The sequence below is a fragment of the Streptomyces sp. NPDC057565 genome (assembly GCF_042801455.1).
In the GTDB taxonomy this organism is placed as follows: domain Bacteria; phylum Actinomycetota; class Actinomycetes; order Streptomycetales; family Streptomycetaceae; genus Streptomyces; species Streptomyces yanii.
This window is the reverse complement of record NZ_JBHVFU010000005.1, coordinates 44,868-70,540: the sequence shown is the minus strand read 5'-3', so window position 1 is coordinate 70,540 and position 25,673 is coordinate 44,868. Positions and strand designations below refer to the sequence as shown.

At 70.3% G+C, this 25,673-nt stretch carries 21 protein-coding genes, 2 pseudogenes and 1 riboswitch; of the genes and pseudogenes, 14 read left to right on the top strand and 9 right to left on the bottom strand.

Translation table 11 applies throughout. The features are described 5' to 3' along the window. Positions 1-12: 12 nt before the first annotated feature. The 4 genes from ACFU8W_RS12755 to ACFU8W_RS12740 form a co-directional block, all read right to left on the bottom strand. A complete protein-coding gene (locus ACFU8W_RS12755; protein WP_384036193.1) occupies positions 13-714 on the bottom strand; it encodes a DUF5995 family protein in 702 nt (233 codons plus the stop codon). Between the two features lie 159 nt (positions 715-873). Then, complete coding sequence (locus ACFU8W_RS12750) at positions 874-1,782, bottom strand: UTP--glucose-1-phosphate uridylyltransferase (protein WP_345511922.1); 909 nt, start codon at positions 1,780-1,782, stop codon at positions 874-876. A 329-nt stretch (positions 1,783-2,111) separates the two neighbouring features. Further along, the gene (locus tag ACFU8W_RS12745; RefSeq protein WP_266988038.1) at positions 2,112-3,503 is read right to left on the bottom strand and encodes a uracil-xanthine permease family protein; all 1,392 of its coding nucleotides are present in this window, start codon (positions 3,501-3,503) and stop codon (positions 2,112-2,114) included. Between the two features lie 399 nt (positions 3,504-3,902). Further along, positions 3,903-5,132: an MFS transporter gene (locus tag ACFU8W_RS12740; RefSeq protein WP_384035476.1), complete on the bottom strand. Its 1,230-nt coding sequence runs from the start codon at positions 5,130-5,132 to the stop codon at positions 3,903-3,905. Positions 5,133-5,280: 148 nt separating this feature from the next. Here ACFU8W_RS12740 and ACFU8W_RS12735 point away from each other — a divergent pair, with 148 nt between their 5' ends. Next, positions 5,281-6,471 (top strand): ROK family protein, encoded by a 1,191-nt coding sequence (locus ACFU8W_RS12735; RefSeq protein WP_384035473.1) that lies wholly within the window; start codon positions 5,281-5,283, stop codon positions 6,469-6,471. A 251-nt stretch (positions 6,472-6,722) separates the two neighbouring features. Here ACFU8W_RS12735 and ACFU8W_RS12730 read toward each other — a convergent pair. Beyond that, positions 6,723-8,808: pseudogene (locus ACFU8W_RS12730) on the bottom strand (chitinase C-terminal domain-containing protein). Positions 8,809-9,061: 253 nt separating this feature from the next. Then, positions 9,062-9,192, top strand: a riboswitch (FMN riboswitch). Positions 9,193-9,352: 160 nt separating this feature from the next. Here ACFU8W_RS12730 and ribD point away from each other — a divergent pair. From ribD to ACFU8W_RS12680, 10 genes are all read left to right on the top strand, one after another. Continuing rightward, on the top strand, positions 9,353-10,453 hold the full coding sequence (ribD, locus tag ACFU8W_RS12725) for a bifunctional diaminohydroxyphosphoribosylaminopyrimidine deaminase/5-amino-6-(5-phosphoribosylamino)uracil reductase RibD (protein ID WP_384035470.1): 1,101 nt from the start codon (positions 9,353-9,355) through the stop codon (positions 10,451-10,453). Then, the gene (locus ACFU8W_RS12720) at positions 10,454-11,062 is read left to right on the top strand and encodes a riboflavin synthase (protein WP_384035468.1); all 609 of its coding nucleotides are present in this window, start codon (positions 10,454-10,456) and stop codon (positions 11,060-11,062) included. Continuing rightward, positions 11,059-11,703: a nicotinamide mononucleotide transporter family protein gene (locus tag ACFU8W_RS12715; protein WP_345511917.1), complete on the top strand. Its 645-nt coding sequence runs from the start codon at positions 11,059-11,061 to the stop codon at positions 11,701-11,703. Before ACFU8W_RS12720 ends, ACFU8W_RS12715 begins: the two co-directional genes overlap by 4 nt. Continuing rightward, on the top strand, positions 11,700-12,998 hold the full coding sequence (locus ACFU8W_RS12710) for a bifunctional 3,4-dihydroxy-2-butanone-4-phosphate synthase/GTP cyclohydrolase II (protein ID WP_384035463.1): 1,299 nt from the start codon (positions 11,700-11,702) through the stop codon (positions 12,996-12,998). Before ACFU8W_RS12715 ends, ACFU8W_RS12710 begins: the two co-directional genes overlap by 4 nt. A 29-nt stretch (positions 12,999-13,027) precedes the next feature. Beyond that, on the top strand, positions 13,028-13,513 hold the full coding sequence (gene ribH / locus ACFU8W_RS12705) for a 6,7-dimethyl-8-ribityllumazine synthase (protein WP_266988058.1): 486 nt from the start codon (positions 13,028-13,030) through the stop codon (positions 13,511-13,513). A 35-nt stretch (positions 13,514-13,548) separates the two neighbouring features. Next, on the top strand, positions 13,549-13,821 hold the full coding sequence (locus ACFU8W_RS12700) for a phosphoribosyl-ATP diphosphatase (RefSeq protein ID WP_018524273.1): 273 nt from the start codon (positions 13,549-13,551) through the stop codon (positions 13,819-13,821). Between the two features lie 66 nt (positions 13,822-13,887). Further along, complete coding sequence (hisG, locus tag ACFU8W_RS12695) at positions 13,888-14,736, top strand: ATP phosphoribosyltransferase (RefSeq protein ID WP_037696727.1); 849 nt, start codon at positions 13,888-13,890, stop codon at positions 14,734-14,736. A 43-nt stretch (positions 14,737-14,779) separates the two neighbouring features. After that, positions 14,780-15,244, top strand: a complete 465-nt coding sequence (locus ACFU8W_RS12690) for a PH domain-containing protein (protein ID WP_345511913.1) — start codon at positions 14,780-14,782, stop codon at positions 15,242-15,244. A gap of 183 nt (positions 15,245-15,427) precedes the next feature. Next, complete coding sequence (locus ACFU8W_RS12685; protein ID WP_384035458.1) at positions 15,428-16,798, top strand: hemolysin family protein; 1,371 nt, start codon at positions 15,428-15,430, stop codon at positions 16,796-16,798. Continuing rightward, positions 16,795-17,940, top strand: a complete 1,146-nt coding sequence (locus ACFU8W_RS12680) for a hemolysin family protein (RefSeq protein ID WP_345511910.1) — start codon at positions 16,795-16,797, stop codon at positions 17,938-17,940. The genes ACFU8W_RS12685 and ACFU8W_RS12680 overlap by 4 nt, the downstream gene beginning before the upstream one ends. Before the next feature lie 121 nt (positions 17,941-18,061). On the opposite strand, the gene ACFU8W_RS12675 is transcribed toward ACFU8W_RS12680, so the two are convergent. Both ACFU8W_RS12675 and ACFU8W_RS12670 read right to left on the bottom strand, forming a co-directional pair. Beyond that, entirely contained in the window at positions 18,062-19,975 is a 1,914-nt protein-coding gene (locus ACFU8W_RS12675) for an AAA family ATPase (protein ID WP_384035455.1), read from the bottom strand. A 360-nt stretch (positions 19,976-20,335) separates the two neighbouring features. After that, positions 20,336-20,965 carry a uridine kinase gene (locus ACFU8W_RS12670; RefSeq protein WP_384035452.1) on the bottom strand — a complete coding sequence of 210 codons (630 nt, stop codon included), beginning with the start codon at positions 20,963-20,965 and terminating at the stop codon, positions 20,336-20,338. 175 nt (positions 20,966-21,140) lie between these two features. Here ACFU8W_RS12670 and ACFU8W_RS12665 point away from each other — a divergent pair, with 175 nt between their 5' ends. Both ACFU8W_RS12665 and ACFU8W_RS12660 read left to right on the top strand, forming a co-directional pair. Next, positions 21,141-22,508, top strand: a complete 1,368-nt coding sequence (locus ACFU8W_RS12665; RefSeq protein WP_384035447.1) for a peptidase C39 family protein — start codon at positions 21,141-21,143, stop codon at positions 22,506-22,508. Between the two features lie 117 nt (positions 22,509-22,625). After that, entirely contained in the window at positions 22,626-22,775 is a 150-nt protein-coding gene (locus ACFU8W_RS12660; RefSeq protein WP_345511906.1) for an SCO1431 family membrane protein, read from the top strand. Between the two features lie 78 nt (positions 22,776-22,853). Here the strand turns inward: ACFU8W_RS12660 and ACFU8W_RS12655 are convergent. Next, positions 22,854-23,087: pseudogene (locus tag ACFU8W_RS12655) on the bottom strand (chitinase); the annotation flags it as partial. A 344-nt stretch (positions 23,088-23,431) separates the two neighbouring features. Here ACFU8W_RS12655 and ACFU8W_RS12650 point away from each other — a divergent pair. Beyond that, positions 23,432-24,604, top strand: coding sequence for an acyl-CoA dehydrogenase family protein (locus ACFU8W_RS12650; protein ID WP_384035444.1), 1,173 nt, complete (start codon positions 23,432-23,434; stop codon positions 24,602-24,604). Positions 24,605-25,102: 498 nt separating this feature from the next. On the opposite strand, the gene ACFU8W_RS12645 is transcribed toward ACFU8W_RS12650, so the two are convergent. Continuing rightward, the gene (locus tag ACFU8W_RS12645) at positions 25,103-25,504 is read right to left on the bottom strand and encodes a hypothetical protein (protein ID WP_266988076.1); all 402 of its coding nucleotides are present in this window, start codon (positions 25,502-25,504) and stop codon (positions 25,103-25,105) included. Positions 25,505-25,673: the final 169 nt, after the last annotated feature.

Here is a 25,673-nt window from a genome sequence, read left to right as displayed (position 1 = left end):
GGCGGGGCGCGGTCAGCGGCAAGGAGTGAGCAGACAGCGCCCCACCAGACCGGCCCCGGCGTCCATGCGCTGCCGGAACTCCTCGGCGAGGAGCGGGAGATCACGCAGCCGCCACAGCACCCGGGCCGCAGACCACGCTGCCTCACGGGCCCGCTCCAGGCTCCACGACCCCAGCAGATGGGTGAGCGGATCCGCGACCTCCAGCAGGTCGGGCCCCGGCATCAGATCCTCCCGGATCTGCTCCTCCAGCATCACGAGGAGATCGCCCACCTGGTCGAACTCGTCCTCCAGCTCCGGCGGAGCGCAGCGCAGCGCCTGGCAGGTGTCCACGACCGCGAGTGCCAGGTCGTGGCCGATGTGTGCGTTGATGCCCGCCAGTGCGAACTGCAGCGGCCGTACGCCGGGATGGCGCCGGTACTGGAACAGCGGGCGCCAGCAGTCGGGCGGCCGGCGCCCGGCCGTCGCCGCGTCGACCGCCGTCAGATAGCGCTCTGCGAACCGCACATCCAGGGCGGCCGCGGCCGCCCGGTCCGCGAACGCGCCACCGGTGATCCGCCGGTCGACGGTCTCGGTGACCGTCAGATAGACCCGGTTGAAGACGGCCACCCCGTCCACCGGCGGCCAGGAGGACTGGAAGTCACGCATCCGCCCGATCACCGAGGTGACATCGGGCGGCGCGGCGACGGGACCGGTCCGGTCCGTGAACTGCTCCATCTGCTTGAACTGCGCCATGGGGGCAGCGTCCCAGCCGCGGGCCCGTCCTGGCGCCGACCGGCCGCGGGTTCATCGGAACGGGGGAACGACGGCAGAGCCATCGGTGACCCGGAGGCCGGCCCGGCGATGCTCCGGACGGGTCGGTGCGACGGTTCGTGGTCAGGCGGAGGCCACCGGGTCACCGAGTCCCTGCGCGAGACTGCGCAGATGGGGGCCGTACTCCGGGTCGGCGAGCGCCGCGGCGAACTGGGCGGTGAGATAGGCCAGCGGATTGCCGGTGTCGTACCACTGGCCCTCGATGACCTGCCCGTACACGGCGCGGCTGCCCGCGTAGACGTTGATGGCGTCGGTCAGGTAGACCTCACCCGTGCGGTGCTGGTACCAGCGTTCCGTCTGTCGGCGCAGCTCGTCGATGATGCCGGGGGTCACCACGTATCCACCGATGGCCGCGTACGCCGACGGGGCGTCCTGCGGCTGCGGCTTCTCGACGAGGCCGGTGATGCGCAGGAGCCCGTCGTTCAGGTCCTCCTTGACGACGGGCACGCCGTAACGGTGCGAGTCGGCGGGGCTCATCGGCATGAGGGCGAGTACGGGGCAACTCGTCGCTTCGTACGCCCTGATCAGCTGCTGCGCACGCGGAGTCCCGGCGACGAAGACGTCATCGGGCCACAGGACCAGCATCGGCTCGTCGCCGAAGTTCCGCGCCGCGTTGAGGACAGGGGTTCCGTTGCCGTACGGGCCGTGCTGGTCGAGGTAGGTGATGTGCCCGAGCCTGGACAGTTCACCGACTTCCTCCACGGCATCGGCGTATGCGGTCTTGCCGTCGGCGCGGAGCTGGGCGACGAGAGCCGGGTTGGGTCGGAAATGGTCCTGGATCAGCCCTTTGCCGCCCGAGACGACGATGGTGATGTCCGTGATGCCCGACGCCACGAGTTCTCGCACGGTGTGCTCGATCACCGGCTTGTCACCGACCGGGAGCATCTCCTTCGGCGTTGCCTTGGTGAGCGGGAGGAGACGTGAGCCGAGGCCCGCGGCGGGGATGACTGCCCTCCGGATCGTGGCGGACATGAGTTCCTTTCGGCAGCCCGGTGCGGCACCCCACTCGGTACCACGGCCGACGACGCTATCAGCTGGTCCGAGCGACCTGTGCGTCCACGATGTGCAGTGGACCTGCGTTTCCCTGATGGCCGACCGGTTCATGCCCCGGCGTGACCCCGGCGCGGCCGCCCCGGCGGCGCAGCGTCGACTCTCGGTCCGTTTGCTCCGTCCGCCCTGTTCGGGCCGGCGGTGCCATATCGGGGGCCGACCGCGGCCCGATGGGACAGGGCCTTACGGCCTGGTGCAGGCCGTAAGGGGTCGGCTCATCCGGATGACCCGCGGACCTCTGTCGGGCGTGGCTACTGGGTGGGCGGCCTGGTGTCGTCGTACGACGACGTACCGGCGTCCAGCAGGGGCTCCTGGGTCTTCAGATGGGCCGGGGCGAAGGCCCGAAGGACGTGGTAGCCGGTGATCACGACGATGGTTCCGAGGGCGATTCCGCTCAGCTCGAAGTTGTCCGTGATCTTCAGGCTGACCCCGCCGACGCCGATGATGATGCCCGCGGCGGCCGGTACCAGATTCAGCGGGTTGCGGAGGTCGACGTTGCCACTCATCCAGATCTGGGCGCCCAGCAGGCCGATCATTCCGTACAGGATGACGGTGATGCCGCCGAGTACCCCGCCCGGGATCGCGGCGACGACCGCACCGAACTTGGGGCAGAGACCGAACAGCAGGGCGAAGCAGGCGGCGGCCCAGTACGCGGCGGTGGAGTAGACACGGGTCGCGGCCATGACGCCGATGTTCTCGGAGTACGTGGTGTTGGGCGGGCCGCCCACGGCGGTGGAGAGCATGGAGGCTGCGCCGTCCGCCGCGATGGCGGTTCCGAGCTTGTCGTCGAGCGAGTCACCGGTCATCTCTCCGACGGCCTTGACGTGCCCCGCGTTCTCCGCGATCAGTGCGATCACGACCGGCAGCGCGACCAGGATCGCGGACCACTCGAAGCTCGGGGCATGGAAGGACGGCAGTCCGATCCAGTCGGCCTTCGAGACACCCGACAGGTTGAGCCGCCAGTGGTCGATCGCCTCGGAGCCGCCCGCCGGTGAATGGATCTTGCCGAAGACCCGGTCGAGGACCCAGGAGAGCGCATAGCCGAAGACCAGGCCGAGGAAGATCGCGATACGCGAGAAGAATCCGCGCAGGCACACGACGGCCATTCCGGTGAACAGCATCACCATCAGTGCGGTCCACTGGTCCTGCGGCCAGTAGGTCGACGCGGTGACCGGCGCCAGGTTGAAGCCGATGAGCATGACGACGGCGCCGGTGACCACGGGCGGCATCGCCGCATGGATGATCCGTGCGCCGAACCGCTGCACCGCGAGACCCGCGAGGAAGAGTGCCACGCCGACGACGAAGACCGCCCCGGTGACGACGGCGCTGTCCCCGCCGCTGGCCCGGATCGTCGCGGCCACGCCGACGAAGGAGAGCGAGCAGCCCAGATAGCTGGGCACCCGGCCGCGGGTGGCCAGCAGGAAGATGGCCGTCGCGACACCCGACATCATGATCGCGAGGTTCGGATCCAGGCCCATGAGCACGGGAGCGACGAACGACGCGCCGAACATGGCCACCACGTGCTGGGCGCCGAGCCCGAACGTACGGGGCCAGGAGAGCCGCTCGTCGGGACGGACCACGGCCCCCGGTGCGGGGGTCTTTCCGTCGCCGTGCAAGGTCCAGCGCACGCCGAGGCCGCCCATGGTCGCTCCCTGTGTGTCCGTGTGTGGGTCCGTGCGGTGCCCGGTGCCCGGTGCCGTTCGTCCGGCCCGGCGCGGTCCGCGGAAAAGATCAGCGCCATGGTAATGCCGGAGCGCCCATTGACTCGTGTCGGGGTTCCCTTACGTCGACTCCTGGGCCGGGTCCCATTCATGAATCGTGCGCGAGGCATTGCCACTCCGAACAGGCGGCTCTTCGCTTGCACGGTCTTACTCGTGAACATCATTCACATAGCTGGTTCCGCGAGGGGAGTGCTCAATGAGTGGAAGACCCCGTCGGCGTCTCGGTGCCCCGCTCACCGCTGTGGCCGCTCTGACCGCCGTTCTGGTCCCGGCCGCCTCTTCGGCGGCCATGGAACACCTCGTTCCGCCTGGCCGAACGGTTCAGGCGCGGGGTTCGGCCGCCGCAGTGCCGGGCACGTCGACCCCCTTCGCGGCGACCCGGCGGTCGCCCGCCCGCAACACGCCGGCGCCCAGCACCAGTCCGAACGCCAGCACCGTCACCAGGCCGAACGAGACGAGCAGCGAGGTCGCCTCGGCCAGCGAACCGATGGCCGACGGGGCGATGAGCCCCGAGGTGTACGTGATGGTGGCAACGCCCGCGATCGCCTGACTCGGGTTCGGACCACTGCGTCCGGCCGCCGCGAAGGCGAGCGGGACGACGACGGCGACACCGAGGCCGAGCAGCCCGAAGCCGCACATCGCGAGCGCCGAGTTCGGTGACGTGACCACGAGCAGCCCGCCGGCCGTCGCCAGCACGCCCCCGACCCGCACGGTCCTGACCGCGCCGAACCGGTCGACGACCTTGTCCCCGGCGATCCGGGCCACCGCCATCGTGAGCGCGAACGCCGTCGTCGATGCGGCCGCGAGTCCCGCGGAACTGTCCATGATGTCCCGGAGGTAGACCGCCGACCAGTCGAGGCTGGCCCCCTCGGCGAACACCGCGCAGAAGCCCACCGCGCCGATGACCAGCGCCGACCTGGGCGGCAGCGTGAACCGCGGTGGCGGCTCCTCGTCCGGTTCGCTGCGCAGATCCAGCACGCCCTGACAGGCGATCAGGCCGAGCGTGGTGAGCGCGAGGGCGGCGACGGTGTGGTGCAGCCGGGCGTCGGCGCCCAGGTGCGCGGCCACTGTGCCCGCCGCCGAACCGATCAGGGCGCCCACGCTCCACATCCCGTGCAGCCCGGACATGATCGATCTGTCGAGACGGTTCTCCACCTCGACACCGAGGGCGTTCATCGCCACGTCCGACATGCCGGCCGATGCCCCGTACACGAAGAGCGCCGCGCACAGCGTCAGCAGGTTCGGCGCCAGAGCGGGCAGGACCAGCGCCAGCGTCCACAGCGCCAGCAGCCCGCGCAGCGCCGTCCTGGCGCCGAAGCGATGACTGATCGCACCGGCCAGCGGCATGGCGAGCGAGGCGCCGACCGCCGGGAACGCCAGGGCGAGACCGAGCTGGCCCGCGCTGACCCCGGCGTGGTCCTGGATCCAGGGCACGCGGGTGGCGAAGCTGCCGGTCACGGCGCCGTGCACGGTGAAGACCGCGGCGACGGCGAACCTGGCCCGCCGTACCTGCTCCGTCCCGAAGACCGTCTCTGTGGAATCCGTCGTCATGCTGCCGTTCCCTCCCCTGGGAATTCTCTGCCGCCGGTGACCCCGGCGCCCCTCTCCACGGTGCGGCCAGTAAACTATCAGGAACCCTGCCTGATAAATAGGCCATGACATTCATTCCCGTGCGGCAGTGATCTGGAAGGATCTCGGCATGCCCGCATCACCGAGCACCGCCCGGGCCATCAACGACCGGCTCGCCCTGCGACTGCTCCAGCAGGACGGCCCGCTGACGGCCACCCAGCTCAAGACCCTGACCGGACTCTCCCGCCCCACCGTCGCCGATCTGGTGGAGCGGTTGCAGGGCGCCGGGTTGATCCGGGTCGTCGGCGAGAGCGGCGCCGCACGCCGCGGCCCCAATGCCCGGCTGTACGGAATCGTCGCCGACCGGGCCCACCTCGCCGCTCTCGATGTACGGACCGACAGCGTCGCCGTCGTCGTCGCCGATCTCCTCGGCGTCACGCTCGCCGAGGCCAGCTTGCCGATCGGCAGTGACACCGGAACCCATGCCGCCGCCGAGCAGGCCGCGGCGCTGCTGGAACGCACCGCGCGCGAGGCGGGCGCCGCACCGTTGCACAGCGTCGGCATCGGGGCCCCCGGCCTGATCGACCCGGTCACCGGCGAGCTCCGCGACACCACCGGCCTGCCCGCCTGGCACCGCCGCCTGGTCCGGGTGCTGCAGCAGCGGCTGCCGGCGACCGTGCTCGTCGAGAACGAGACCAACCTCGCCGCCGTCGCCGAGCACCGCGCCGGAGCGGCTCGCGGCCGTGACACCTTCGTCCTGCTCTGGCTCGGCCACGGCATCGGCGCCGCCGTCATGCTGGACGGCAAGCTGCGCCGCGGGGCCTCCGGCGGCGCGGGCGAGATCGGTTTCCTGCCCGTGCCGGGCGCGACGGGAGTGCCCTCCGCGGCCAACTGCGACGGAGGGTTCCACTCCCTGGTCGGCTCCGCGCCGGTCTGTGAACTGGCCCGGAGGCACGGCATCGACCCACGGACACGGCCGGGCTCCGGGGAACAGGAACCCGCCGCGGCGTCCGCCGTACGGGCAGCTCTGGCGGGGGAGGGGGAGAGCGAGGCGTTCCTCGGCGCGCTCGCGGACCGTCTCGCGGTGGGTGCCGCCGCCGTCGCCTCGGTCATCGACCCAGGCTGTGTGGTCCTCGCGGGCGAGGTCGGCCATGCGGGCGGCGACGCGCTGGCGTCCCGGGTCGAGGAACGGCTGGCCGCGATGTCCCCGCTGCGCACGGAGGTCAGGGCAGGCGTGCTCGGCGGCTCCGCGGTACTGCGCGGCGCGCTGCTCGCCGCCCGCGAGGCAGCTCAGGACGAGCTGTTCACCGCGGGCGGCTGACCCGGGCCACGAGGCCGTACGCGACGGGGCTTCCCTCGGGGCGGCCGGGGCGCTCGGCACGCGTGCCCCAAGGTCTCCTCGGCCCGGGCGGCCGGAGCGAACCGCCCTCTGCGAACGAGGTTCAGGGGCAGCGCACACGACTACGGCCAACTCGGCTTTTGTTCAGGCGACTTCGTCATACGGGAGAGTTCGCAGTGCCCTGCGCGCCACGACGAAATCCCACCGGGGAATGGGCGGTCATGGAAGCCGGGTCAGCAGGCGCCGAGGTCCTGCCAGACACCCCAGTCGCCGGTGGTGCCGGGCGTCTCGCCCTTCGTCCACCACTTGGCCTTCCACCGGTGCGAGCCGTAGCCGACGGTCGCGCCCGCGCCGTACTCCGCGGTCGCGCTCCAGGTGGCCGCCGAGCAGCTGCCACCGGTCGGATCCGGGCCCGGGCTCGTCGACGGGTCGGGGCCGGTCGACGGGCTCGTCCCCGTGCCCGGCTCGACCACCGTGGTGCCGCGCGCCAGATCGGCGGCCAGGGCGTACGACTTCCCGTCGAAGGTCACCGTCCAGTTCGGCGGCGTGGAGGTCGGCAGGTAGTAGACGAAGTCCACCTGTACCGAGGCGCCGGGCGCCAGCGCCTGCCAGGCGGGCAACTTCAGCGAGACGCGGTTGTAGTCGCCCTTCAGGCCGCCGATGTTGTTCGCGGCGGTGTGGTCGCTGCGGACGAGCGTCGTGTTGAAGCCCGACTGGTCCTTGGCGTTGGCGGGGGCCGACGTCGAGTAGTCGAACCGGAACTCGGTGCCGCCCGGCAGCGTGGTCTTCGTATTGTTGGTGATCTTCAGCTTGGAGCTGATCGGGTAGTTGGAATCGCCGAGCGGGAACTGGTCGAAGGACACGTCGATGTCGAGTGCGTGGGACGGCAGATCGACGGTGGACCGCTTCGCGCCGTACGGGGTGGCCGACTTGAACCTGTCGTACATCGCCGTGGTGAGCGTGGAGCCCTGCCCGTACTGCCCCTTGGCGGCGTTCCAGCCGTACTCCCCGGTGAGCTCCCAGATCATCGTGCCGCCGATTCCCCTGTCGACGACGTAGTCCGCCTTGGCGGACACCGACTGCTCGTCCTCGGTGGAGAGGAAGACCTTCTTCTCCGCGTTCCACAGCCAGGGGGCGACCAGCGTGGAGTCGTACTTACGGACGTATGTGCCGGTCAGCTCCGTGCCCGCGGTGAACCCGTAGTCGGTGACGTAGTCGCCGACGATTCCCTTCTCCAGGTTCTTCGCGTGCCGCATCGGGTTGGAACCGGCCGGCGCCTCCTGGCCGTTGGTGTCCTCGTCGTGCCAGAGGTTGTCGATGCCGACGGCGCCGTCACCGCACCTGGTCGGACCGGTACCGGTCGGGCAGGTGGTCGTGGCGGCCTTGCCCCACAGCCCGTCCGTACCACCCTGCACGTTCTTGAAGCCGCGGGTGCAGTACGGCAGACCGATGTTGATCCGGCCGGCCGGCATCGAGCCGCGGAAGTAGTGGTAAGCCCAGTCGGTGTTGAGGTAGCCGGTGCCGCCGTACTGCGCGGTCGAGTAGACGCCCGCCTGGGCGAGTTCGGCGTCCTTGCCGTCGTCGAAGAGTGCCGCGTTCGGGCCGACGCACTCGTTCCAGGCGCCGTGCAGCTCGTACGACATGATGTTGACGTAGTCCAGGTACTTCTGGACCTGGAAGGTCTCCATGCCGCGCGGCAGATAGCCGGAGGACGGTGCGGCGACGCTCAGCAGGTAGTGCCTAGAAGCCGCCGGAGTCGATCCGCCTGCCGCTGTCGTCGAAGTAGCCGCCGGTCTCGGCCCAGCCGCCCACCGACACCATGGTCTTCACGTTCGGGTGCTTCTTCTTGAACTTGTTGAGCAGGTTGAAATGGCCCTTGTAGGGGAGGTCCGGGTCCATTTCGGCGCCTGCGACGCCGGGCCAGGTCATGCCGGTGGAGGCATTGTCCGGCCCGTCGGCCCCGACGGAGATCTTGTTGTTGCCGTCGACGTGCGCGAACGCGTAATTCAGATGGGTGACTTTGTCCCAGGGGATGTCGGACGCGAGACAGGCGGTCCTGCCGTCCTTCCCGGTCCGCCAGTTGGTGAAGTATCCGATGGCCCGCCGTTGGTGGTCGGCGCCCATCTTCTCGCGCCCGTCGCTGTCGTAGACGGAGCAGTAGGGGACCGGGACGCCAGGGGTCTCGTAGAGCCCGTCGGGGCGACAGGACTCCTGGTCGGCGGCGGCCGACGGGGTGGCGGCGAGCGAGCCCATGAGCAGTCCGGCGACGGCTACGCCGGCTGCGAGCAGGGTGGCTCTCGCACGAGTGGGGGACAGCACGTGTCGTTCCTCCTGGAGAGGTCGGCAGAACGCAACTGGCAAGGGGGTGGGTCGGGTTGGGCCACGGGCGTGCGCACACCGCGGGGCCGTTCCCTGGAGGTGACGCAGAGATCAAGAGGACTAGACCATTGCCCATGGGATGTCCGGATGCGACCTCGCCCGGAAGGCTCCCCGGCCCGTCTGTGAGCCACTCCACAGGCGCTCACCCGCATGGCCCATGGGCAGGCGTGGCACACTGATCGTGTACCAGTAGCAGCGCACTCCGGGGTCGGTGCAATTCCGAACCGGCGGTTATAGTCCGCGACCCGTCCGCATCCAGCGGCCGGTTGACCAGGTGGGATTCCTGGACCGACGGTTAAAGTCCGGATGGGAGGCAGTGCGCGGCGGTCCGTCACAGGTACGCCGCCGTCGGCGGACGTGTGTCCGGGATTCCCCGGAGCACCTGCGTCCGTGTCTTCGGTTTCGGCGTCCCCTGTTGCGTTCCGCTTCATCTGTCGTCATCGACAGGCCCCGGAGTCCGTGCCCGAAGAGGCAGGAGGACCCGGTGGACACCGCAGCCGACACCACCGCCATGCGCCGAGCGATCGCGCTCGCCGCCCGCGGACTCGGCTCCACCAGCCCCAATCCGGTCGTCGGATGCGTGATCCTCGACGCCGAAGGACAGCCGGCCGGTGAAGGCTTCCATCAGCGCGCCGGCGGGCCGCACGCCGAGATCCACGCCCTGCGCGAAGCAGGCGAGAAGGCCCGCGGCGGCACCGCCTACGTCACCCTCGAACCGTGTAACCACACCGGTCGCACCGGCCCCTGCGCCCAGGCGCTGATCGAGGCCGGCGTCAGCCGTGTCGTGTACGCGGTCGCCGACCCGAATGCGCAGGCCACCGGGGGTGCGGACACCCTCCGTGCCGCCGGGGTCACCGTGGAGCAGGGACTCCTTGGCGGACTCGCCGAGGCGGGCAACACCGCCTGGCTGACCTCGGTGCGGCTCGGGCGTCCGTACGTGCTGTGGAAGTACGCGGCGACCCTCGACGGCCGGATCGCGGCCGCCGACGCCACCAGCCGCTGGATCACCTCCGCGGAGTCCCGCGCCGACGTCCACCGGCTGCGCGCCGAGGCCGACGCCGTCGTGGTCGGATCCGGCACCGCCCGCACGGACGACCCCCAGCTCGGTGTACGTGGCATCGAAGGTGCCGTGCAGCCGCTCCGGGTCGTGGTCGACACCGACGCCACCGCGGTACGGCCCGGTGCCCGCGTCCTCGACACCACGGCGCCCACCCTGATCGCGGTCGCCGACGACGCCGACACCGGCCGTCTTCCCGAGGGAACCGCCCTGCGGCTGCCGCGCGCCGCCACCGGCCGCGGCCTGGACATCCCCGCCCTGCTCGCCGCCCTGCACGAGCGCGGCGTCCGCTCCGTACTCCTCGAAGGCGGCCCGACCCTGGCCGGGGCCTTCGTCGCGGCGGGAACGGTCGACAAGGTCGTCGGCTACCTCGCCCCCGTGCTCCTCGGCGCGGGCCCCGCAGCCCTCGCCGACGCCGGAATCTCCACCATCGCCCAGGCGTTGCGCCTCGATGTGACCGAGACCGTACGCATCGGCCCCGATCTGCGCATCACCGCCGTCCCCGGCCCTGACCGGAAGGGAAACTGAGTGTTCACCGGAATTGTCGAAGAACTGGGTGAGGTCACCGCCGTCGAGAAGCTCGGCGACGCCTCCCGATTCCGCCTGCGCGGTCCCGTCGTCACCGAAGGCGCGAAGCACGGCGACTCCATCGCCGTCAACGGCGTCTGCCTCACCGTCGTCGATCTCGGCGACGGTGAATTCACCGCCGATGTGATGGCGGAGACCCTGAACCGGTCCAGCCTCGGCGCTCTGGACACCGGCTCCCGGGTCAACCTGGAGCGCCCCATGGCGCTCGGCGGCAGGCTCGGCGGACACATCGTCCAGGGACACGTCGACGGCACGGGCCGCATCGTGGAGCGCAAGCTCTCCGAGAACTGGGAGATCGTGAAGATCTCCCTCCCGGCGGAGCTGACCCGCTACGTGGTGGAGAAGGGATCGATCACCGTCGACGGCGTGAGCCTGACCGTCGTCGACGCCGGACCCGACTACTTCACCATCAGCCTCATCCCCACCACCCTCGCCCTGACCACGCTCGGCATCAAGGAGCCCGGCGACCCGGTCAACCTCGAAGTGGACGTCATCGCGAAGTACGTCGAGCGGCTGCTCGGCGACCGGGACCGGGAGGGCACGAAGTGAGCGCGGTCGACTGGCTCAACTCGGAGGCCTTCGCCCTGTTCGGCCAGCACATCAAGTGGTCCGACATGATCGGCAACACGGTCGGTCTGGTCGCCCTCGCGCTCGGCTGGCGGCGTTCCATATGGACCTGGCCCGCCCAGCTGCTCTCCGGTGTGATCCTCCTGGTCGCCTTCGCCTCCGCGCACCTTTCGGGCAGCGCGGGCAAGCAGCTGGTGGTCATCGCTGTGGCCGGGTGGGGCTGGTGGTCGTGGAACCGCGGCAGGCAGCAGGCCCAGGACGGCTCCATCGCCGTACGGTTCGCCACCTGGCGCGAGCGTGCCTACCTGGTCGGCGGCGCGGCCCTCGGCACGCTCGCCGTCGGCGGCCTGTTCACCGCGTTCCCGACACTGTCGTGGGACCCGTGGCCCGACGCGTACATCTTCGTCGGCACGGTCGTCGCGATGTACGCCCAGGCGCGCGGCATGGTCGAGTTCTGGTTCGCCTGGCTCCTGGTCGACGTGGTCGGCGTGCCACTGAACTTCGCCAACGGCTTCGCCTTCTCCGGCTTCGTCTACGTCATTTACGGCGCCCTCGTCCTGTGGGGCATGCGCGACTGGTGGCTGCGTACGCGGACACCCGCTCTGGAAGGAGCCACGGCATGACTGCCCAGCCCACCTGGTTGCACCGGGAAGACCACAGCATGGCCGAGGACCTGTCCCTCGACCCCGTCGAGCAGGCGATCCGCGACATCGTCGCCGGCCGCCCCGTCGTCGTCGTCGACGACGAGGACCGGGAGAACGAGGGCGACCTCGTCATCGCCGCGGAGAAGGCCACTCCCGAGATCGTCGCCTTCATGATGAGCGAGTGCCGCGGCCTAATCTGCGCACCCATGGAGAACGACGAGCTGGAACGGCTCGACCTGCCGCAGATGGTCGCCCACAACACCGAGTCGATGCGCACGGCGTTCACCGTCTCGGTCGACGCCTCCGCGGAGCACGGTGTCACCACCGGCATCTCCGCCGCCGACCGGGCCACCACGCTCCGGATGCTGGCGGGCGGCCGGGCCGGCGCCGGCGACTTCGTGCGCCCCGGCCACATCTTCCCGCTCCGGGCAAGGGCCGGCGGTGTCCTGGTCCGCAACGGCCACACCGAGGCCGCCGTCGACCTGGCCCGGCTCGCAGGGCTCCGCCCCGCCGGAGCGATCGTCGAGATCGCGGGCGAGGACGGCGTCATGCTGCGGCTGCCGGAGCTGGTCCCGTTCGCCCGCAAACACGGCCTCACGATCATCTCGATCGAGGACCTGATCGCGTACCGCCGCTCCGCCGAGCCGACCGTCCGCCGCGAGGCCGAGGTCCGGCTGCCGACGTCGTTCGGCGAGTTCACCGCGTACGGCTACCGCTCCACCGTCGACGGCGTCGAGCACGTCGCGCTCGTCCACGGCGACCTCGGTGACGGCGACGACATCCTCGTCAGGGTCCACTCCGAGTGCCTGACCGGCGACATCTTCCAGTCCCAGCGCTGCGACTGCGGCCCCCAGTTGCACGCCTCCATGCAGCGCATCACCGAAGAGGGCCGCGGCGTCGTCGTCTATCTGCGCGGCCACGAGGGCCGGGGGATCGGCCTGCTCTCCAAGCTGCGCGCGTACGAACTCCAGGAGCGCGGCGTCGACACCCTCGACGCCAACCTGGAGCTCGGCCTGCCCGCCGACGCCCGGGACTACGCGGCAGGCGCCCAGATCCTCAAGGACCTCGGCGTCCACGGCGTCCGGCTGATGACGAACAACCCCGACAAGACCGCCGCGCTCCTGCGGCACGGCCTCGCGATCACCGGACGCGAGCCGATGCCCGTCCAGGCCGGCGAGCACAACCTGCGGTACCTGCGCACCAAGCGGGACCGCATGGGACACGACCTGCCCTGGCTCGACACCGCCTCGGTGTCGACCTGCGGCAACCAGTAACGAGCACGGAAACGAGCGGTAGGAGAGACATGAGCGGCAAGGGCGCACCCGAACTGTCCGTACGCAACTGCGGTGACCTGCGAGTGGCGGTGATCGCCGCCCAGTGGCACGAGAAGGTCATGGGCGGCCTCGTCGACGGCGCGCTGCGCGCCCTGCACGAGCTCGGCATCGACGAACCGACCCTGCTCCGGGTCCCCGGCAGCTTCGAACTCCCGGTCGTCGCCAAGGTCCTCGCCGGCCGCGGCTACGACGCGATCGTCGCCCTCGGCGTGATCATCCGCGGCGGCACCCCCCACTTCGAGTACGTGTCCCACGGCGTCACCAACGGTCTCACCCAGGTCGCCGTCGACACGGGTGTCCCGGTCGGCTTCGGCGTACTGACCTGTGACACCGAGGAGCAGGCGCTCGACCGGGCCGGACTCGAGGGTTCCAACGAGGACAAGGGGCACGAAGCGGTCACTGCGGCCGTCGCCACCGCCGCCACGCTTCGCACCGTCAGCGAGCCCTGGCGCTGAACGGGGGTCCGGGACCCCGTACGCTAAGGACCATCATGGCGAACAAAACCTTCGAAGAGCTCTTCGCCGAGCTGCAGCTCAAGGCCGCCAACGGCGACCCGTCCACCTCCCGCACCGCCGAGCTGGTGGACAAGGGCGTCCATGCCATCGGCAAGAAGGTCGTCGAGGAGGCCGCCGAAGTCTGGATGGCCGCCGAGCACGAGAGCAAGGACGCCGCCGCCGAGGAGATCTCCCAGCTGCTGTACCACGTCCAGGTGATGATGGTCGCCCGCGGAATCTCTCTCGACGACGTCTACGCCCACCTCTGAGCACATTTCCGCACTCCGCACGTCACGTCCGTAGAAATCCCCTTCGCACAAAGGAAACCTGACCTCATGCTGCGCATCGCCGTCCCCAACAAGGGTTCTCTCTCCGGGCCTGCGATGGCGATGCTCCATGAGGCCGGTTACCAGCAGCGCAAGGAGTCCAAGGAACTCGTCCTCGTCGACCCCGAGAACGAGGTCGAGTTCTTCTACCTGCGTCCGCGCGACATCGCGATCTACGTCAGCTCCGGCCGTCTCGACATCGGCATCACCGGTCGCGATCTGCTGCTGGACTCCGGCGCGCAGTCCGAGGAGATCCTGCAGCTCGGCTTCGCCCGCTCCACCTTCCGCTACGCCACCAAGCCCGGCACGGCCGCAGGGCCGCAGGACTTCGACGGCATGACGATCGCCACCTCCTACGAGGGCATCGTGGCCAAGCACCTCGCCGACGTCGGCGTCACCGCCTCCGTCGTCCACCTCGACGGCGCGGTCGAGACCGCCATCGAGCTCGGTGTCGCCCAGGTCATCGCCGATGTGGTGGAGACCGGCACCAGCCTGCGCAACGCGGGACTCGAAGTGATCGGCGAGCCGATCATGACGTCGGAAGCCGTCGTCATCCGCCGGACGGGTGCCTCCGAGGACGACCCCAAGGTGCAGCAGTTCCTCCGCCGCCTCCAGGGCGTCCTGGTCGCCCGCAGCTACGTGATGATGGACTACGACTGCCGCGTCGAGCACCTGGAGCGCGCCGTCGCCCTCACCCCGGGCCTCGAGTCGCCGACCATCTCCCCGCTGCACCACGAAGGCTGGGTCGCCGTGCGCTCCATGGTCGCCGCCAAGGAGGCCCAGCGGATCATGGACGACCTGTACGAACTCGGCGCCCGCGCCATCCTCACCACGGCCATCCACGCCTGCCGCCTCTGACGGCCGGACCGCCAGCGATCCCCCCGGAAGACAGAAGAACACCATGTCCGCCCCCGCGCCCCGGCCCGAACTTCCCACCCTCCCGGTCACCTTCCGGCCGACCCGTACCCGGGTGGTCCTGCTGACCGTGGGAGCGGCGATGTTCGTCGTCATCACCGTCATCGCGATGAGCCTGGACCAGCTCAGCCCGGGGGAGCGGGTCAGCTTCATCTTCACCGCGCTGCTCTTCTTCGCCGTCCTGGCTCTGCTCAGCCGCCCCAAGGTCGTCGCCGACGACCACGGGGTGACCGTGGTCAATCTCACCCGCACCCGACGGCTGTCCTGGGCGGAGATCCTCCGCGTCAACCTGCGCGTCGGCGACCCGTGGGTCTTTCTCGACCTCAGCGACGGGACCAGCATGCCCGCCCTGGGCATCCAGCCCGGAATCGCCAAGGAACAAGCCATTCGCGACGCCCGTACGCTCCGCGCACTCGCCGAGAACCACGGCACGTGTACGGAGAACGGCTGAGCCCCCTGCCCCGCACGGCCACTTCTTGATTACTCTGGAGGGCGGTGGCGCCCTGTGCGTCCCGCCCCGCACCAGAGGCCCCAAGGCCGGCGGGGCTTTCCTGCGACCCAAGGAGTGACTCCCTCCAGCAATGGACGGATCGTCCGGTAGTACCTGCGCCGCCCCTTCCCAGGAGGCGGCGGTATGACCATCCCCCTGCTGCTTCTGAGTGCGGCATTCCTTCTCATCCTCGCCAACGGATTCTTCGTGGCGGCCGAATTCGGGCTCGTCACGGTGGAACGGCCGGACGCCGAGCGCGCCGCCGCCGAGGGCGACCGGCGGGCCCGTACCGTCGTCGACGCCCTGCGCGAGCTCTCCTTCCAGCTCTCCGGCACCCAGCTGGGCATCACCATCACCTCACTGGTCGTCGGCATGCTCGCCGAACCGGCCCTCGCCCAGTTGCTCGCCGGACCCCTCACCGCGACCGGCCTCCCCGACGGGGCGGTACCCGGCGCCAGCGTGGTGATCGGGATGCTCGTCGCCTCCGCCGTCCAGATGGTGATCGGCGAGCTCGTACCGAAGAACTGGGCGGTCTCCAGGCCGCTCCAGGTCGCCCGGTTCGTGGCCGGCCCCCAGCACCGCTTCGCCGGTGCTCTGCGGCCGGTGATCACGCTGCTGAACACCGTCGCCAACCGGCTGGTCCGTCTGCTGGGCGTCGAACCCACCGATGAGCTGGCCTCCGCCCGCACCCCCGGTGAACTGGTCTCCCTGGCCCGGCACTCCGCCGAGGCGGGCACCCTCGAACAGGACACCGCCGATCTCTTCGTGCGGACCCTGTCGCTCGCCGGACTCACCGCGCAGCACGTCATGACGCCGCGCGTGAAGGTCAGCGCCCTGCAGTCGACCGCCACCGCGGCGGACGTCCTCAACCTCACCCGCGCCACCGGCCTCTCCCGTTTCCCGGTCTACCGGGACCGGATCGACGAGGTCGTCGGCATGATCCACCTCAAGGACGCGCTCGCCGTGCCCGCCCAGGAACGCCTGCGCACCACCGCGGGCCGGATCGCCGTACCGCCCCTCCTCGTACCCGAGACACTCCCGGTCGAACAGCTGCTCCAGCGCCTGCGCAAGGAGCAGCCGATCGCCGTCGTGGTCGACGAGTACGGTGGCACCGCCGGGGTCGTCACCCTGGAGGACATCATCGAGGAGCTGGTCGGCGAGGTCAGGGACGAGCACGACGCGGAAGGCGCCGACCGGCCCGAACTGGTCGCCGCCGCCCCCGAGGACGGCCGTCCCGCCTGGGACGCCGAAGGCAGCTGCCGGGTCCTCACGCTGCGCCGGATAGGCCTCGACGTACCGGAAGGACCGTACGAGACGGTGGCCGGACTGGTCGCCGATCTGCTCGGGCGGATCCCCGCCCCCGGCGACCGGGCCGAGCTGCCGGGCTGGCGGCTCTCGGTCCGCCAGGTCGGTCACTACCGCGCGGAGCAGGTCCGCTTCGTACGCATCGCCGATGTGGCCGAACCGGTCGACGAGCCCTCGGCCGGCCGTGGTGTCCTGGAGGCCGCACGATGAGCGTGGTCCAGTTGCTCTTCGCCGGGCTCCTCGTCCTGGCGAACGGCTTCTTCGTCGGTGCCGAGTTCGCACTCGTCTCCGTACGTCGCAGCCAGATCGAACCGCTCGCGGCGGCCGGGTCCGGCAGGGCCCGCCAAGTGCTGTACGGCCTCGAGAACCTGCCGCAGATGATGGCAGCCGCCCAGTTCGGCATCACTGTCTGCTCCCTGACCCTCGGAGCCGTCGCCGAACCGACCGTCGCCCACCTGCTGGAGCCGGTCTTCCACGCGGTTCACATCCCCGAGGGGCTCATTCACCCGCTCGGCTACGTGCTGGCGCTCGTCCTCGTGGTCTTTCTCCACCTGGTCATCGGCGAAATGGTCCCGAAGAACCTGGCGATGGCAGCCCCGGAGAAGACCTCACTGTGGCTCAGCCCGGCCCTGGTCGGCTTCGCCCGGCTGTGCCGCCCCGTCACCACGGCGCTGGGCGCCTGCGCCCGGCTGGTGCTGCGGCTCTTCCGCGTCGAACCCAAGGACGAGGTCGAGGCCGTCTTCACCAGCGAGCAGCTCAACCGGCTCGTCGAGGACTCCGGCCAGGCCGGGCTGCTGGAACCGGAGGCGCAGGAGCGGCTGGAGGACGCCCTGGAGCTGGGCAGCAGGCCGGTCACCGATGTGCTGCTCGCCAGGGCAGCTCTGGTGACGGTGGACCCGTCGGTCACCCCGCGCAGGATCGAGGAGCTGACCGTACGGACCGGCTACTCACGTTTCCCCGTATGCGCGGAGGGCGGCGGCCCGTTCATGGGCTATCTGCACGTCAAGGACGTCCTCGACCTGGAGGACGGCGAACGGGCGGTCCCGCAGCGCATCTGGCGCCCGATGGCGACACTGCGCGCGGAGCTGCCTCTGGACGATGCCCTGACGGTGATGCGCCGCGCCGCCACCCATCTGGCCCAGGTCGCCGACGCATCGGGCCGGATCCTCGGCCTGGTCGCGATGGAGGACGTCCTGGAAATGCTGGTGGGCGAGGTGCGCGACCCGGCGCACCGGATCTCGATACCCCGCCGGACGGTGGACGTGGCGCCGACAGCCCCCGTCCCGGACGAACTGCAACCGCTGGCAACCGCATCGGGCCCGTCGGCCCACTCGAGCCTGTCCGGCGACTGAGGACGGTCGTGCCAGGTCTCCTCGCCGGACGGGCGCTCAGTGAAGCCCGTCCGGCGATCGAGGACGAACCGTCCAACGGGAGGCGCCCGTCACCACGACACCGCCCACCCGGTCGGCCGGGCTACAGCGGCGGAGGCTCCTGCTGCCCCCGGTCGACGGGCCCCCGGCCGGACAGCACTTCGCCGTACGCCTGCATCAGATCCGGCAGTCGCAGCGTCGCCAGATCGTCGCGGGTGGGCACCGTCGCGTACCCGGAGAGCCGCAAGTCCCGGTACGCGCAGCTCTTCTCGTACAGCGTGCGCAGGAACCGTCCGTTGCCCAGCTCGTCGATCCAGCCCTGGTCGACGACATGGCCGCTGATCGAGCGCAGTTCCTCCAGGGACTCCTCGTCCCACACGTCGTCGTTGTCGGCGGCCAGTACCTCGCCGATCGAGGTGAGTTCCAGCGGCCGGTAGCTGGGGAAGTCCACCCGGGTGGTGAACCGGGAGGAGAGCCCGGGGTTGGCGGCCAGCAGCCGGTCCATGCCTTCGGGGTAGCCCGCAAGGATGACGACGAGATGGTCCCGGTTGTCCTCGGCCCGCTTGAGGAGGACCTGCAGCGCCTCGTCCCCGTACGCGTCGCCCTTGCTGTAGCCGGAGTTGGAGAGGCTGTACGCCTCGTCGACGAACAGCACCCCACCCAGCGCCGAGTCGATCAGCTCATTGGCCTTGACCGCTGTCTGCCCGAGGAACTCACCGACCAGATCGGAGCGTTGGGCCTCGATGAGATGGTCGCCGCCGAGCAGCCCCAGCGCGTAGAAGACCCGGCCCAGGATGCGGGCCACTGTGGTCTTCCCGGTGCCCGAGGGGCCGGAGAAGACGAAGTGGCGCTTCGGCGGCTGGACCTGAAGTCCCTGGCCGGCCCGCAGCCGCGCCATGTTCAGCTGCGCGGACAACGCCTTGACCTGGCGCTTGACCGGTTCGAGGCCGACCATCCGCTCCAGCTCCGCCAGCGCCGCGGCGAGCAGCACCGGATCGCTGGGCCCCGCCGGGAAAGCCTGCGACGACTGTCCGGGCACGGCGGTCTTCTCCCGTGCTCCGTCTGTCCGAGGAGGTACCCCGACGCCCGGCAGGTTCTGCGGGTCGCCGCCGGGCCGCAGTTCCCGCCCGCCCACCAGATCGGTGCCGAGCAGCGAGTCCCCGTCCGGCAGCGCCTCCGCGGACGTGGAGTCGGCACCGAATCCGGTCAGCGACACGGACGCGAGACCGGCCGTCTCGTCGGACCCTTCGAGCCCGTCGTAGTCCGCGATCGCGGCGAGCCGCGCCGAGGTGTCCATGAACGCCGGATCGATCCGGTGCACTGCTCTGTAGAGCGGCAGGGCGGCCGCGCTGCGCCCGGTTCCCTCGTGTGCGCGGGCCAGCCAGTAGCGCAGCTCCTTGCGCTGCGGCTGTTCGCTGCGGCAGCGCATCAGCGCGGTGGAGAGCAGTGGCTCGGCCTGCCCGTACATCTCCAGCCGCACCCGCGCCATCCCGCCGAAGAGCCCCGCCTCGATGCCGAGCAGCGGATCGTCGACGAGCTGTTCGGTGTGGCGGACGAGCTGTTCCCAGTCCTTGACCAGATACGAGCGGCAGGCGTGCAGGAACCGCACCTGCGGGTCCGTGTCCACGGGGGGTAGTTCGGCCAGCGCCCGGTCCAGCTCCGGGACATGGCGTCCGTCCAGCCAGTGCGAGGCGTGTGCGAGCAGCAGATCACGCGGGCTCTCCAGTACGGGCTGTACCCACCAGCCCAGCCAGTACCAGGAGTTGAGCGTGCGTCGATGGCGGGTGCGCTGTTCGCCGAAGCGTTCGCGGTGGCGGTACATCCGCAGCAGCGCGGTCGCCGTGTCGATCCGCAGGGCGTGGAGGCCGAGCCAGCCGTCCGCCATGCCGGGATCCAGCCGCACCGCCGTTCTGAACTCCTCCTCGGCCTGCGGATAGGCGCCCATCGTGTAGGCGTCCACGCCGCGCAGCCAGGCGAGGTCGGCCGGGGCCTGTGCGCCCTGCGTGCCGATGTCCATCAGGTCCCCCACAAGCCGTGCCCCCAGGTTGTCCCGCCGCACGACCCAGCCGTCCAGGCGCGCTGAACCGCACTGCCGTGGACGGGAATTGACCGCACCGAGAGGCATCGTACCTGCGCAGGTAGTGCGCGATTAAGAGCACCGCAAGCAGAACGAGGACCGTTACCGAGGGTAAGCGGAATCCGGTGAACAACCATGCGAAGGGGGGTGCGGGGACAGGACGAAGCCCCCGATCACGGGGGAACAACCGGGGGCTTCGCGTCTGTGGGGGCTCCGAAAAGCCGCACATTGAGAACGTAAGACCTGTACCGTCCCCGGGTCAAGCGGAGTTGAGGTACTTCCGGGCCGTTTTCCGACTGGTCAGTACGTCGCGCGCGGAGGCTCACGGTGGGTGACGGAATGGTTCGCTCCTGCTGTCGTACGAGGCCCCTCCAGCCACTCGTACCCCACAGGCAACTGGCGTACCAGAGCATCCGCGTACGGGCGCGACGGATCGGCGGCGAAATGTTGTTCCTCGGCCACGGTCCACCCGTCCCAGAAGGCCGAAAGTGCCGGCCCGTCCCGTCGTCGGCCCCGCTGCCAGGACGCCAGGGGGTCGAGCTCCATCCACCACAGCCGTGCGAGATGCGGGCGCAGGGCCCGGCGGCCGGCGCCCACTCCCTCGATCAGTACCACCGGCGCCGGTTCCAGAGTCTGCGGTGGGCCGAGGCGCCGGGCTGTCCAGTCGTACGGCGCGTAGTGTGCCGTCTCCCCGCGCGACAGCGGGCCGATCACCTGGTCCCGGAGTCGGTCCGTCCAGCCGAACAGCTCCTCGTGGGTGGCCAGGTCGTCCAGATGCAGCACGGGTGCGTCTTTGAGCACCACCGAGAGGCGGGAGGCGAGAGTGCTCTTGCCCGATCCCGCATGACCGTCGACGGCGATCAGCCGCACGGGACCGCAGGACGGCGGCAGGGAGATCAGTCCTGAGGCGAGGCGTGCGAGGTCGTTCATGCGGACCAGCGTACGAGGCGATGCGAAGCAACCGCAGGTCACGCCAGTGGACCAGACCAATATTTGTTCCGCGACGCGAGGCGAATCGCTGGCCCAATCCGGCTGCGAACCGCAATAGTTGGCGCACTGTCGTGCACCCGCAGCCCCATTCCGCTTACGACCGGGGGTCTCGCCCATGAACAGACCGACTTCACGCAGAACCGTGCTGACCGCCGCGCTCGCCGTGGCCGCCGGCGCCGGCGCGGCGGCGTCCGCAGGCTCCGCAGCCGCCGCGCCCTCGCTCGCCCCGCCCCACGCGCCCTCAGCTGCCGCATCCCTGGTGGACAACCATTCCTGGAGTACGTACACGGACTGGCGCAGCGGTTCCGGCGCCGGGACGCGCGCCGTCGCGGGACGACGGCCCGGACTGGTGATCGGCACCCCGCAGGGGCGTACCGACTACACCGACCCGCACACCGGGAAGACGGCGGCCTGGGAGTACGCGACCTGGACCTCGCCGCGCCACTGCTCGTCGGTCCCGGCGACCGAGGTGATCGCGTCCTGGAACGCGGACGCCCCGGCCGGCACCTGGATCCAGATCGAGCTGTGCGGCAGCTACTCGGACGACACCGAGACCCCCTGGTACGTGATGGGCCGCTGGGCGGCGGGCGACGGCGACATCCGCCGTACCTCCGTCGACGACCAGACCGACGGCAAGAGCTCGATCTGGACGGACACCTTCTCGGTGGACGACGCGGCGAGCGGGCTGCGGCTGGTCTCCTACCGGCTGCGGCTCACCCTCTACCGGACGCCGGGCAGTCGCCTCACGCCGACGGTGTGGCGGCTCGGCGCGATGGCCTCGGACATCCCCGACCGGTTCACCGTGGAGCCCAGCACGCCCGGCCTCGCCCGGGAGCTGCCGGTGCCGCGCTACTCGCAGAATGTGCACGTCGGCCAGTACCCGGAGTACGACAACGGCGGTGAGGCGTGGTGCAGCCCCACCTCCTCGCAGATGATCATCGAGTACTGGGGGCGCACGCCCACCACCGAGGATCTCGCCTGGGTGAAGCCAGGCCTCGCGGACCCACAGGTCTGCCACGCGGCCCGCTTCACGTACGACTACCAGTACGAGGGCTGCGGCAACTGGCCGTTCAACGCCGCCTATGCCGCCACGTACGACGACATGAGCGCGGTGGTGACCCGGCTGAGTTCGCTGACGGACCTGGAGACGCTGATCCGGGCGGGCATCCCGGCCATAACGTCGCAGTCGTTCCTCAAGACGGAGCTGACCGGGGCCGGGTACGGGACCTCCGGCCATCTCATGACCGTGATCGGGTTCACAGCGGAGGGCGACGTGATCGCCAACGACCCCGCCTCGCCGAGCAACGAGGCCGTCCGCCGGATCTACAAGCGCCACGAGTGGGAGACGATCTGGCTCCGCACCAAGCGCTACAACGCGAGCGGCAAAGTGGTGTCGGGCACAGGCGGCGTCTGCTACCTGTACTTCCCGGCGCACCCGACCCCGGCCCAGAAGCGGGCTCTGGCCGCTGTCGGGGTCGCCTGAAACGCACCGGCGCACCTCGGGGCAGTGACCGATGTCTCTACCCCGAGGGCCCGTTCCGCTGGCACTGTGGTCGGGTCACCGGGGGACGTTCACTGCCAGCCGACCGAGTGGGATGCCATGACCGCGACCGCCGCCGCAACCATCACTGCCCGCCGCCGTGCACGGACCGGAGGTCCCGAGGACCGGTCCGGGCTGGTGGAGAACCTCCTGGGCTGGACGCTCGTCGTCGTCATCGCCATGTTCTTCACCCAGCTCGGCCTCATGTGACCGTGGTGCGCCCGGCGCACACAGAAGGGCGGGGAGCCTGCCCGGCTCTCCGCCCCTTCCCGCGTCGATCCGCAGCCGTCAGTCCATCGCCTTGGTCGGCTCGCCGTCGGCGGTGTCACCGCCGAGCTCCCGGAAGAAGGCGCCGCCCGGGCCCTGCTGGTTCTTGTACTGAATCTTCGTGGCGATGGTGGCCGGGGTGTCGTAGCTCCATCGGTCGGCGCCGGTCGCCGTGCCGCCCGGCCAGTCCTGCGTCACACCCGTCCGGCCGTGCCCGTAGAACCCGATACCGAGTAGCAGTTTCGATGCGGGTACGCGAATGACCCCGCCGCAGACTTGGCATGAACGCAGAAAAGCCGGTTCACCCGGAACCGTAGATGGACTAGGCCAGTTGGGTCAATGGTTCGGACCATTCCCTTGGTCGTCCGGCCCCGCCCGGGTCGTCCGGGCACCCCCTCTGTCACCCCGTGACGGATACCGTCCGATCGGGCATACTCGACCCGCCACGGCCGCTGGCCAGCAACTCTCGTAATCCGGGAGGGCAGCAGCGGTTTGGGTACTAGTGCTTTTCCGGGCCCCGGTCCGGAGATCCCCCGGCGGAGCCGCTCACACCCCGCGCGCGCGCCGCCGCAACGCCCGACAGGGAGGAGAGCGCCGTCATGTCCGACCGTGCCCCGCAGTTGGTGGAGCGTCGTCTGCCCACCGAGGAGTCCAGGCAGCTCGTCGCGCTCGTCCGCGACATCGTCCAGCGGGAGATCGCGCCGAACGCGGCGGAGGAGGAGGACGCGGGCCGGTTCCCGCGCGAGGTCTTCACCCTGCTCTCCGAATCCGGACTGCTCGGTCTGCCGTACGACTCCGCTCACGGCGGCGGAGACCAGCCCTACGAGGTCTACCTCCAGGTGCTCGAAGAGCTCGCGGCCGCCCGGCTCACCGTCGGCCTCGGCGTCAGCGTCCACTCGCTCGCCTGCCACGCGCTCGCCGGATACGGCACCAAGGAGCAGCAGGCGGAACACCTGCCGGCGATGCTGGGAGGTGGCCTGCTGGGTGCCTACTGCCTCTCCGAGCCGGCCTCGGGCTCGGATGCGGCCTCGCTCCGCACGAAGGCCGTACGTGACGGCGACGACTGGGTCATCACCGGCACCAAGGCGTGGATCACCCACGGCGGTATCGCCGACTTCTACACGGTTCTGGCGAGGACCGGTGTCGAGGGTGCCCGCGGCATCACCGCCTTTTTGGTCCCCGGCGACGCCGAGGGGCTGAACGCGGCCCTCCCCGAGAAGAAGATGGGCATGAAGGGCTCGCCCACCGCCCAGCTGCACTTCGACGGCGTACGGGTGCCGGACGCCCGCCGGATCGGTGAGGAAGGGCAGGGTTTCGCCATCGCCCTGTCCGCACTCGACTCCGGGCGGCTCGGCATCGCAGCCTGCGCCATCGGCGTCGCGCAGGCTGCCCTGGGCGAGGCCGTCGGATATGCCACCGGGCGGCAGCAGTTCGGCCGCCCCATCGCAGACTTCCAGGGGCTGCGGTTCATGCTCGCCGACATGGCCACCCAGATCGAGGCGGGCCGTGCGCTCTATCTGGAGGCGGCGAGGCTGCGCGACGCGGGCAGGCCGTTCTCCCGGCAGGCGGCCATGGCCAAGCTGTTCTGTACGGACACGGCCATGCGGGTCACCGTCGACGCCGTCCAGGTGCTCGGCGGCTACGGCTACACCCTCGACTTCCCCGTCGAGCGGCTGATGCGCGAGGCCAAGGTGCTGCAGATCGTCGAGGGAACCAATCAGATTCAGCGCATGGTCATCGCGCGCCACCTCGCGGGTCCCGAGACCCGCTGAGGCGCAACGGCCGGTCCGACCACACGGGCGTCGTCATGATCCGGTTCCACTCCTGGTCATGGCGGCCCGGCAGGGTCCTGCCGGTGGACTCCCAATGGCTCAGCATCGCCCGGTAGATGGGCGGATCCGCCGTATGCGGCACCGCGCGCGGCGCTGACGGGCTGGAGGCCGAGGGGGGCACCGGCTGCGAACCGGGCTGCGGAACCGATTCTTCGGGGGGCGGAGCGGCGAGACGGCGACGACCGGGGCCGGCCGTGGATTGCAGCAGGGTCATGCAGGGCCAACGCCGTGGGGCGGGGCCGGGTCACTGCTGCGAGGATTCGAGCGCCCGTTCGCCAGGTTCCCCTGCCGCGTGGGCGTGGCTCGATCGCGCGCACCACGCCGGCCCGGCCGTCGTGGTGCAGCACGCCTGTGCCGGCGTCTGCCGGAGGAATCCGGCAGACGGAGAGTCGCCGCCCGTCACCGCCTTCGATACGCGTCAGGCGGCGTCGGGGTGTCTCAGGCGGCGTTGCGGCGGATCTGGTGCGGTACCCGCAGCGGGCGCGAACCCGCGCCACCGGCGTGCGAGAACGGCTGCATCCTCCAGTCGAGCCCCTGCGGGAGCGTCAGCAGCAGTCCCATCTCCTGTTCCTGGAGCTCGAGCGACTCGTCGGCCGGACGTGCCTGCGCGGCATCGCGACCGGTTCCGGCGCACACCGTGAGGACGAACGGGTTCCACGGCGTCGGGCACAGCGCGTGTTCCGGCAGCACATCCTCGTCGGCCAGTAGCGCGATCGGCTGCGCACAGTCCGGGCAGATCACCCGGTACATCTCAAAAGTGTCGTACGCGTCGGGAGCGGAGTCCTCGACGGGTTCAACAGGCTCCGGTTCGGTACGTCCGGTGAGCTTCAGGCTCTGCATGGAGATTCTCCCCCTCGGGTGGGCCGGCAAGGCGCCACGGCCTCGACCACAGCAAGCACTTCCCGTCGCGCATCCGCCGTAACCGCGAGGTCGTCGGCTACCCATCCGTAAACCTGTGGCATTCGTCACATGCCCCCTGCAGGTGCCCTGTTCGGGGGCCCTACGACTG

Bases quoted from the DNA above. Each gene is read 5' to 3' on its own strand.
- ACFU8W_RS12755 (WP_384036193.1), bottom strand. From the start codon at position 714: ATGGAGCAGTTCACGGACCGGACCGGTCCCGTCGCCGCGCCGCCCGAT.
- ACFU8W_RS12750 (WP_345511922.1), bottom strand. From the start codon at position 1,782: ATGTCCGCCACGATCCGGAGGGCAGTCATCCCCGCCGCGGGCCTCGGC.
- ACFU8W_RS12745 (WP_266988038.1), bottom strand. From the start codon at position 3,503: ATGGGCGGCCTCGGCGTGCGCTGGACCTTGCACGGCGACGGAAAGACC.
- ACFU8W_RS12740 (WP_384035476.1), bottom strand. From the start codon at position 5,132: ATGACGACGGATTCCACAGAGACGGTCTTCGGGACGGAGCAGGTACGG.
- ACFU8W_RS12735 (WP_384035473.1), top strand. From the start codon at position 5,281: ATGCCCGCATCACCGAGCACCGCCCGGGCCATCAACGACCGGCTCGCC.
- ACFU8W_RS12710 (WP_384035463.1), top strand. From the start codon at position 11,700: ATGACTGCCCAGCCCACCTGGTTGCACCGGGAAGACCACAGCATGGCC.
- ribH (WP_266988058.1), top strand. From the start codon at position 13,028: ATGAGCGGCAAGGGCGCACCCGAACTGTCCGTACGCAACTGCGGTGAC.
- ACFU8W_RS12700 (WP_018524273.1), top strand. From the start codon at position 13,549: ATGGCGAACAAAACCTTCGAAGAGCTCTTCGCCGAGCTGCAGCTCAAG.
- hisG (WP_037696727.1), top strand. From the start codon at position 13,888: ATGCTGCGCATCGCCGTCCCCAACAAGGGTTCTCTCTCCGGGCCTGCG.
- ACFU8W_RS12690 (WP_345511913.1), top strand. From the start codon at position 14,780: ATGTCCGCCCCCGCGCCCCGGCCCGAACTTCCCACCCTCCCGGTCACC.
- ACFU8W_RS12685 (WP_384035458.1), top strand. From the start codon at position 15,428: ATGACCATCCCCCTGCTGCTTCTGAGTGCGGCATTCCTTCTCATCCTC.
- ACFU8W_RS12680 (WP_345511910.1), top strand. From the start codon at position 16,795: ATGAGCGTGGTCCAGTTGCTCTTCGCCGGGCTCCTCGTCCTGGCGAAC.
- ACFU8W_RS12675 (WP_384035455.1), bottom strand. From the start codon at position 19,975: ATGGACATCGGCACGCAGGGCGCACAGGCCCCGGCCGACCTCGCCTGG.
- ACFU8W_RS12670 (WP_384035452.1), bottom strand. From the start codon at position 20,965: ATGAACGACCTCGCACGCCTCGCCTCAGGACTGATCTCCCTGCCGCCG.
- ACFU8W_RS12665 (WP_384035447.1), top strand. From the start codon at position 21,141: ATGAACAGACCGACTTCACGCAGAACCGTGCTGACCGCCGCGCTCGCC.
- ACFU8W_RS12660 (WP_345511906.1), top strand. From the start codon at position 22,626: ATGACCGCGACCGCCGCCGCAACCATCACTGCCCGCCGCCGTGCACGG.
- ACFU8W_RS12650 (WP_384035444.1), top strand. From the start codon at position 23,432: ATGTCCGACCGTGCCCCGCAGTTGGTGGAGCGTCGTCTGCCCACCGAG.
- ACFU8W_RS12645 (WP_266988076.1), bottom strand. From the start codon at position 25,504: ATGCAGAGCCTGAAGCTCACCGGACGTACCGAACCGGAGCCTGTTGAA.